At 66.6% G+C, this 7,057-nt stretch carries 5 protein-coding genes and 3 pseudogenes; 2 read left to right on the forward strand and 6 right to left on the reverse strand.

What is annotated here, in order from left to right; all coding sequences use genetic code 11:
- The coding region (locus tag QOI01_RS13380; RefSeq protein ID WP_526381633.1) for a homocysteine S-methyltransferase family protein at positions 1-1,087 on the reverse strand (1,087 nt) is incomplete at its 3' end.
- An 86-nt stretch (positions 1,088-1,173) separates the two neighbouring features.
- Positions 1,174-1,477: pseudogene (locus tag QOI01_RS13385) on the reverse strand (homocysteine S-methyltransferase family protein); the annotation flags it as partial.
- A gap of 58 nt (positions 1,478-1,535) precedes the next feature.
- On the opposite strand from QOI01_RS13385, the gene QOI01_RS13390 reads away from it, so the two are divergent.
- The gene (locus tag QOI01_RS13390; RefSeq protein ID WP_526381641.1) at positions 1,536-2,402 is read left to right on the forward strand and encodes a PAC2 family protein; all 867 of its coding nucleotides are present in this window, start codon (positions 1,536-1,538) and stop codon (positions 2,400-2,402) included.
- A 3-nt stretch (positions 2,403-2,405) separates the two neighbouring features.
- Here the strand turns inward: QOI01_RS13390 and QOI01_RS13395 are convergent, their stop codons facing one another.
- Positions 2,406-3,392 carry an acyl-ACP desaturase gene (locus tag QOI01_RS13395; protein WP_526381635.1) on the reverse strand — a complete coding sequence of 329 codons (987 nt, stop codon included), beginning with the start codon at positions 3,390-3,392 and terminating at the stop codon, positions 2,406-2,408.
- 176 nt (positions 3,393-3,568) lie between these two features.
- On the opposite strand from QOI01_RS13395, the pseudogene QOI01_RS13400 reads away from it, so the two are divergent.
- Positions 3,569-4,180 (forward strand): annotated as a pseudogene (locus QOI01_RS13400) (DUF4185 domain-containing protein).
- Between the two features lie 47 nt (positions 4,181-4,227).
- Here QOI01_RS13400 and QOI01_RS13405 read toward each other — a convergent pair.
- From QOI01_RS13405 to mshC, 3 genes and pseudogenes are all read right to left on the reverse strand, one after another.
- Positions 4,228-4,874: pseudogene (locus QOI01_RS13405) on the reverse strand (DUF1214 domain-containing protein); the annotation flags it as partial.
- A 46-nt stretch (positions 4,875-4,920) separates the two neighbouring features.
- On the reverse strand, positions 4,921-5,796 hold the full coding sequence (locus QOI01_RS13410; protein WP_526381637.1) for an SDR family NAD(P)-dependent oxidoreductase: 876 nt from the start codon (positions 5,794-5,796) through the stop codon (positions 4,921-4,923).
- A gap of 48 nt (positions 5,797-5,844) precedes the next feature.
- Positions 5,845-7,057: cysteine--1-D-myo-inosityl 2-amino-2-deoxy-alpha-D-glucopyranoside ligase (gene mshC, locus QOI01_RS13415; protein ID WP_526381639.1), on the reverse strand; the 1,213-nt coding region annotated here is incomplete at its 5' end.

Consider the following 7,057-nt stretch of genomic DNA (forward strand, 5'->3'; position numbering starts at 1 on the left):
CGGTGATGTTGAGCGGCTCAAGGCCCGAGAGCCGGGTGGCCACCGTGATCTCCGGCAGCTCGCGCTGCGGCACGCCCTCGACGACCTTGGCGATCTCGGCGATGTGCGCCGGCGTCGTTCCGCAGCAACCACCGACCAGGTTGACCAGGCCGGCCTCGGCGAACTCGGCGATGTAGCCGGCCTGACGCTCCGGGGACTCGTCGTACTCGCCGAAGGCGTTGGGCAGGCCGGCGTTCGGGTAGCACGAGACGAAGGTGTCGGCGATCCGCGCCATCTCGGCGATGTAGGGTCTCATCTCCGGCGCGCCAAGGGCGCAGTTGAGGCCGACCGCGATCGGCTTCGCGTGCCTGATCGCATTCCAGAATGCTTCGGTGACCTGACCGGACAACGTCCGCCCCGAAGCATCGGTGATGGTGCCCGAGATGATCACCGGCCAGCGGCGTCCGCGCTCCTCGAACAGCGTCTCGACGGCGAACACCGCCGCCTTGGAGTTCAGCGAATCGAAGATCGTCTCGATGATGAGGAGGTCGGCACCACCGTCGACCAGGCCGTTGGCAGCTTCGAGGTAGGCGCTGACCAGCTGGTCGTAAGAGACGTTGCGGGCTCCGGGATCGTTGACGTCCGGCGAGATCGACGCTGTTCGCGTCGTCGGCCCGAGGGCGCCCGCGACGTAGCGGGGCTTCTCCGGGGTGCTGAACTCGTCGCAGGCCGCCCGCGCCAGGGCAGCGCCGGCGTAGTTCAGTTCGTAGCTGTGTTCCGCCATGTCGTAGTCGGAGAGCGAGACCGCGTTCGCGTTGAACGTGTTGGTCTCCAGGATGTCGGCGCCCGCCTCGAGGTACTCGCGGTGGATCCCGTCGATGATCTGCGGCTGGGTCAGGGTGAGCAGGTCGTTGTTGCCCTGAAGAGCGGTCGGCCACTCCATGAACCGCTCGCCGCGGTAGCCGGCCTCGTCCGGCGGGTCCCGCTGGATCGCCGTGCCCATCGCGCCGTCGATCACCATGATCCGCTGGCGCAGAGCTGCCGTCAGTTCGTCGGTGCAGTCGGGGCGGATGTTCGGCTCCCAGGCGTTCACATAGGTTCCTTCCATGGCGGAAGGCGTCCTTAACTCTGCCGAGCGTGGCGGATACCGGGAGTGACCCGGACCCGTTGCAACGCCTCTCGACCAGAAAAGTCTACGTCGTCATTCCGTCGACGTCTGGACACCCAGCTCGTCGTTGCGACAGACCCCTCGCGGATCTCGTCGGCAATGTCGTAGTCACCAAAGTTAACCAGATTGCAGCCGAACGTATTTCGTCTCGACCGCGTCGGCGACTGCCTCGAGATGCACGCGGTGGATTTTCGATGAGGCCGGGGCGAGTCTCGTTGAGGATCTCGTTGCAGCCCTCGAGGTCGTTGAAGCACCGTCTCCGGCCATGACGCGCCGCGACAGGGCGTCGAGCAGATCGGTGTCGTATGTGGGTTGGTTTGCAGCATTCACGTATCCCGACCCCGCCAGGCGATGGCCCTCGCGGGTGCCGGACAGGGCTTACGCTGGCCTGGTGACAGACCTGCCCGACTTGCAGGACACCATCATCGTCGCCGCCTTCGAGGGTTGGAACGACGCCGGTGATGCGGCGAGCGACGCGCTCGAGCATCTCGACGTCATCTGGGAGGCCGAGACGATCGTGGAGATCGACGACGAGGCGTACTACGACTACCAGGTGAACCGGCCGGTCATCCGCCAGATCGACGGCGTGACGCGCGAACTGGTGTGGCCCTCGATGCGCATCTCCCACTGCCGCCCACCTGGAAGCGACCGGGACATCGTGCTGATGCACGGCGTGGAGCCCAACATGCGGTGGCGGACGTTCTGCGCGGAATTGCTGACGATCGCCGAGAAACTCAACGTCGACACCGTGGTGATCTTGGGCGCACTGCTCGCCGACACGCCGCATACGCGGCCCGTACCGGTTTCGGGCGCGGCGTACTCACCCGAATCTGCCAAGCACTTCGGCCTCGAGGAGACTCGCTACGAGGGCCCGACCGGTATCGCCGGAGTCTTTCAGGATGCCTGCGTGGCCGCGGGAATCCCGGCGGTGACGTTCTGGGCCGCGGTCCCGCACTACGTGTCGCAGCCGCCGAATCCGAAGGCGACGGTGGCGTTGCTGCGTCGCGTCGAGGATGTCCTCGACATCGAGGTTCCGCTTTCCGACCTGCCCATCCAGGCCGAGGAGTGGGAACAGGCGGTCACCGAGATGACCGCCGAGGACGACGAGATCGCCGAGTACGTGCAGACCCTCGAGGAGCGGGGAGACGCCGAGGTGGACATGACCGAGGCACTCGGCAAGATCGACGGGGACGCGCTGGCCGCTGAGTTCGAACGCTATCTGCGGCGTCGCGGTCCAGGCTTCCGCGGCTCGTAAGGATCACAGCACCAATGACCTGGAGGCGTCCCGCTCCGCCTTGCGTTCTTCGCGTTCCAGATAGCGGGCCTTCGAATCCTCGAACTTGGCTGACGCGGCTTCCATGTGCGCGATGAACACCGCGAGGTCGTCGCGCAACTGGAGGCCTTCGCCGGTGAAATCGTTGCGCTCGAAGATCCGCCAGTACCGTACGACCGGCAGAATCACCTCGTCGAGATGCTGCCGGAGGTCGTAGATGCCGCCGACGGCGATCTTCACGGCGTTGCGGCGGAAGTTGGGGATCGCGAAGCCGGGCATCTGAAAGCTCGACAGGATGCGGCAGATCGCGTGAATCGCCTGATCAGGTACAACGTCGAGGGCGGCGGCGCTGACACCGCGGTAGAAGATCATGTGCAGGTTCTCGTCGGCCGACACGCGCTTGAGCAACTGGTCGGCGATCGGATCACCGCAGGCCTTACCGGTGTTGCGGTGTGAGACACGGGTCGCCAGCTCCTGGAACGTCACATAGACGAGCGCATCCAGCATCGACTCGGGGCCGACCGACCCCTGCCCCTGCTGACCTGGGCTGAACCCGGCGGTCACCTGTTGCATCCTGGCTCGTTCCAACTCGGCCGGATCCACGGCCCTCGTCACGACCAGGTAGTCGCGCAGGGCCATGCCGTGCCGGTTCTCCTCCACCGTCCAGCGGTTCACCCACGCACCCCAGGCGTCGTCCAAGGTGAAGTGCTCGGCGATGGCCCGGTGATAGGACGGCAGGTTGTCCTCGGTGAGGAGGTTGGTGATCATCGCCACTCTGGCCAGCTCGGAGAGCCCGGACTGCTCGACGTCCCATTCGCGTCCGCCCAGCGGGCCGTAGTCGGTGCCTGCCGACCACGGCACGTAATCGTGCGGATTCCAGTTCTTCGTGGTGGCGAGATGCTGGTTGAGCCCGGCCTCCGCGACTGGTTCCAGTTCGTGGAGGAGCTCGAGGTCAGTGAGTGGTCTTGCCATGTTCCGCCGTCCGCATCTCGTGGTGGTGATCGCCACGCGACCGCTGGAGTTCGCGCTGAACTGAAGGCCCACGCTACAGCAGCGAGCTGTCGATGCCCGGGAGGCGAAACACCCGCGATACCGGGGGCGCCGTGCCCGGTACCGAGGAGACGAAGATGCCGACAACCGATGCTTCGATGGGTGGACGCACCGGGCAGGGGTGGGGAGGGACCGAACGGGATCGCATCCCTCTGCTCGACGGCAAGGTGGTCGACCTCAAGGGCCCTGGCCTCACCGACTGCTGGGGAGTCACGTCCACCGATCTCGGGGCGTCCGTGGTGGCGCCGAACGGAAAGCTGGTGTCGGTGTTCGGCGACACGTTCTCGGGACGCAGGGTCGGTGACGGCGAAAGGCATTCACCCGTCGTGCTGATCGGCATCGGTGACGCCGACCACGAAATCGTCTACGAACGGGCCGGTGGTTCCGATCCCGACTTCGCACACCAACTCTGGCACTATTCGAGTTGGGGCTGGGACGGCCACCGCTGGGGTGGGGGAAGCGGGCCACGCCGATCACTCCCCATGGCGAGAAGTGTGGCGAGTTGACGTTTCGCCGGATGGCAAGGCGCTCGCTCAGCTCTACGGCGGCTACGTGCTGCCCGGCTCGCGCTTCGACGTCAAGGGCGGTATCGGTTTGATAGCTCCCAGTGGCACACCGAAACCGGATAGCCTTATCGCGCAATGCAATTCAAAGCCGATCTGAAGGACACCACGAAGACGGTGCATCCATCGGACCCCGTCAACCTGTGATCGCTAGACGGTGTAGCCGCCGTCGACGTTCCAAATGGCGCCGGTGCCTACACCTTCTCGGGCTTCGGCGCCTGCCACGTGCCGTTGAGCGCGTCGGGCTTGGGCCAGTAGAGGCGGAGCACCACCTGGAATGGGCCCTTGGGGGCGGGCAGCCAGTTGGCCTCCTCGTCGCCGCCCGGTGACTCGTTCTGCAGGTGCAGGGTGATTCCGCCGTCGGGATCCTTGACCAGGCAGGACTCCATCGGAGAGTTGATCAGGTAGCTGTTCATCGGGTTGGCCACCAACAGGCTTTTCGGCAACTCGTACATGGTCAGCGACCAGAAGGCGTTCACGGGCGGCAGCTGGCCTGAGGCGAAGTGGTAGGTGTACCGGTCCGCTCCGGTCAGGGCCTGCCCGGCCGAGTCGAACGCCGTCGCGGGATAGAGTGCCTCGGCGGCGGTGTTGCCGTAGATGCCGAACGTCGCACCCGCCATGCGGTAGAGGTAGTTGCCCTTGAGATCGTCTGCGGTGCCGAAGAATGAGCCGAGCCGACCTTGCCGGTGTCGATCTGGTCCCTCTTGAGCGCTTCCAGCTCACCCCACGCGTCGGCCATGCCGCCTTCGATCGCATTGCGCATCTGCGGGCTCAGCTCGACGGCGTCGAACGTGCCGTCCGGGCCGATCCCGATGGTGGCCAACCTGGTCCGCAGCTCCTGTCCTTCGCGATGGCTCTCGCCTGCTCAGGGGTGACCGAGTGCCGGATCACTTCTCCAACGCTTCGGTGTGAGCGCTCGTGGAGCGGCCCAGCGCCGCCACCTCGGCGTCCATCCGCGGCAGGAGATCCGGAACGATCTTCAGCACGGGCGCCGAGCCGACGGGCGTGGCAAGCACCGGCTTGAGCCACCGGACGGCACCGACCCACCGTGGACAGTTGACCTGCCGCCTTCGTCCTTCGATGCCCGTAACGAACGCCTTGCCGCACTCAGCCACCGACGTGGTCTTCTTCAGCGGCCCTGGCAGCTTGCCGACAAGCTCGCCGAACGTAGACAGATCTGCCTTGGAGTCACGCACCATCGCAGTGTCAATCCAGGACATGTGGGCCGAGCCCACCTCGACACCCCGGTGAGCCACTTCCAGTCGCAGGGCGTTGGCGAAGTGTTCGACCGCCGCCTTCGAGGCGTTGTAGGCCGCCAGTCCAGGCGAGGCCGCGTACGCGGCCAGCGACGAGACCACCAACACGTATCCGCGCCGCTCGATGACCGACGGCAGCGTGGCGCGCACCGTGTGAAAGACCCCTAGCACGTTGATGTCGAGGACGCGCTTGAACGCCTCAGGGTCGACCTGCAACACCGACCCGTACGACGCGATCCCCGCGTTGGCCACGACGACGTCGATGTCGCCGAACCGCTGCACGGCCGCAGCGGCCGCGGCCTGCATGGCGACGAGGTCGCGCACGTCGGCGCCGACGGTCAGCACCCGGTCTGCGCCCAGCGCAGTGGCCTGCTTGGCGAGCGCGTCCTCGTCGACGTCGGTGAGCACCAGCTTCGCACCCCTGCCGTGTAGCCGACGCGCCACCTCGGCACCGACGCCTGCCGCGCCGCCGGTGATGAAGACGACCTTCCCGCTCACAGAACTCATGCGCGAAACGTACCGCAGCGCGCTGCGCCGGGGGCAGGCCTGGCTGTTCTACAGGTCCACACCCAACAGGGCATCAATGGCGGCCGCGACGTGGCGGGGCGCCTCGACGTCCCCACCGCCGTACTCCAGCGCGTCGGTGCTCCAACCATCAAGCGCAGCAAGCGCTTTGGGAGTATCGAGATCGTCGGCCAGATGCCTGCGGACGCGGGCGATCACATCCGTGGCATCGGGCCCCGTCGGCAGCACGGTCGCCGCGCGCCACCGAGCCAGCCGAGTCTGCGCCTCGGACAGCACGTCGTCGGTCCAGGACCGATCCGTTCGGTAGTGTCCGGCCAGCAGTCCGAGCCGGATGGCCGGCGGCTCGACACCGTCGGCGCGCAGTCGCGATACCAACACCAGGTTTCCGCGACTCTTGCTCATCTTGTGGCCGTCCCAGCCGATCATCCCGGAGTGCACGTAGTGCCGCGCGAATCTCCGCTCCCCCGTCGCTGACTCGGCGTGTGCGGCGGAGAACTCGTGGTGCGGGAAGATCAGGTCACTGCCGCCGCCCTGGACGTCGAGGCCGGTGCCGATGCGGTCCAGCGCGATCGCCGCGCATTCGACGTGCCAACCGGGTCGACCCGGTCCGAACGGTGAGGGCCAGCTGGGTTCCCCCGGCCGCTCGACACGCCAGAGCAGCGCGTCCAGCTCGTCGCCCTTGCCAGACCGGTCGGGGTCGCCGCCGCGCTCGCCGAACAGTCGCAACATGGTGTCGCGGTCGTAGCCCGATTCGTAGCCGAATTGCACGGTGGCGTCGGCGCGGAAGTACACGTCGGGGTACTGCGGGTCCTCCACCACGTAGGCAGCCCCCGAAGCCAGCAGCTTCTCGACCAGTTCGACCACTTCGGCGATGGCGTCGGTGGCCGCCACGTAGTCGTGCGGTGGGAGTACCCGGAGCGCAGCCATGTCCTCCCGGAACAGCTGGATCTGCGTGGCACCGAGGTCGCGCCAGTCCACGCCGTCGCGCGCGGCCCGCTCTAACAGCGGGTCGTCCACGTCGGTGATGTTCTGCACATAGTGCACGTGATGACCGGAGTCAAGCCACGACCGGTAGACCAGATCGAACGTCAGGTACGTCGCCGCATGGCCGAGGTGGGTGGCGTCGTAGGGGGTGATGCCGCAGACGTACATGGTGGCCTTGTCACCGGCCGCCACCGGACGGACCTGCCGATCGGCGCTGTCGTAGAGACGCAACTGCGCCCCTCGTCCCGGTAGCTCCGGA

The sequence above is a fragment of the Mycobacterium sp. genome, from assembly GCF_032162605.1.
In the GTDB taxonomy this organism is placed as follows: Bacteria; Actinomycetota; Actinomycetes; order Mycobacteriales; family Mycobacteriaceae; genus Mycobacterium.

Bases quoted from the DNA above. Each gene is read 5' to 3' on its own strand.
- QOI01_RS13395 (WP_526381635.1), bottom strand. From the start codon at position 3,392: ATGGCAAGACCACTCACTGACCTCGAGCTCCTCCACGAACTGGAACCA.
- QOI01_RS13410 (WP_526381637.1), bottom strand. From the start codon at position 5,796: ATGAGTTCTGTGAGCGGGAAGGTCGTCTTCATCACCGGCGGCGCGGCA.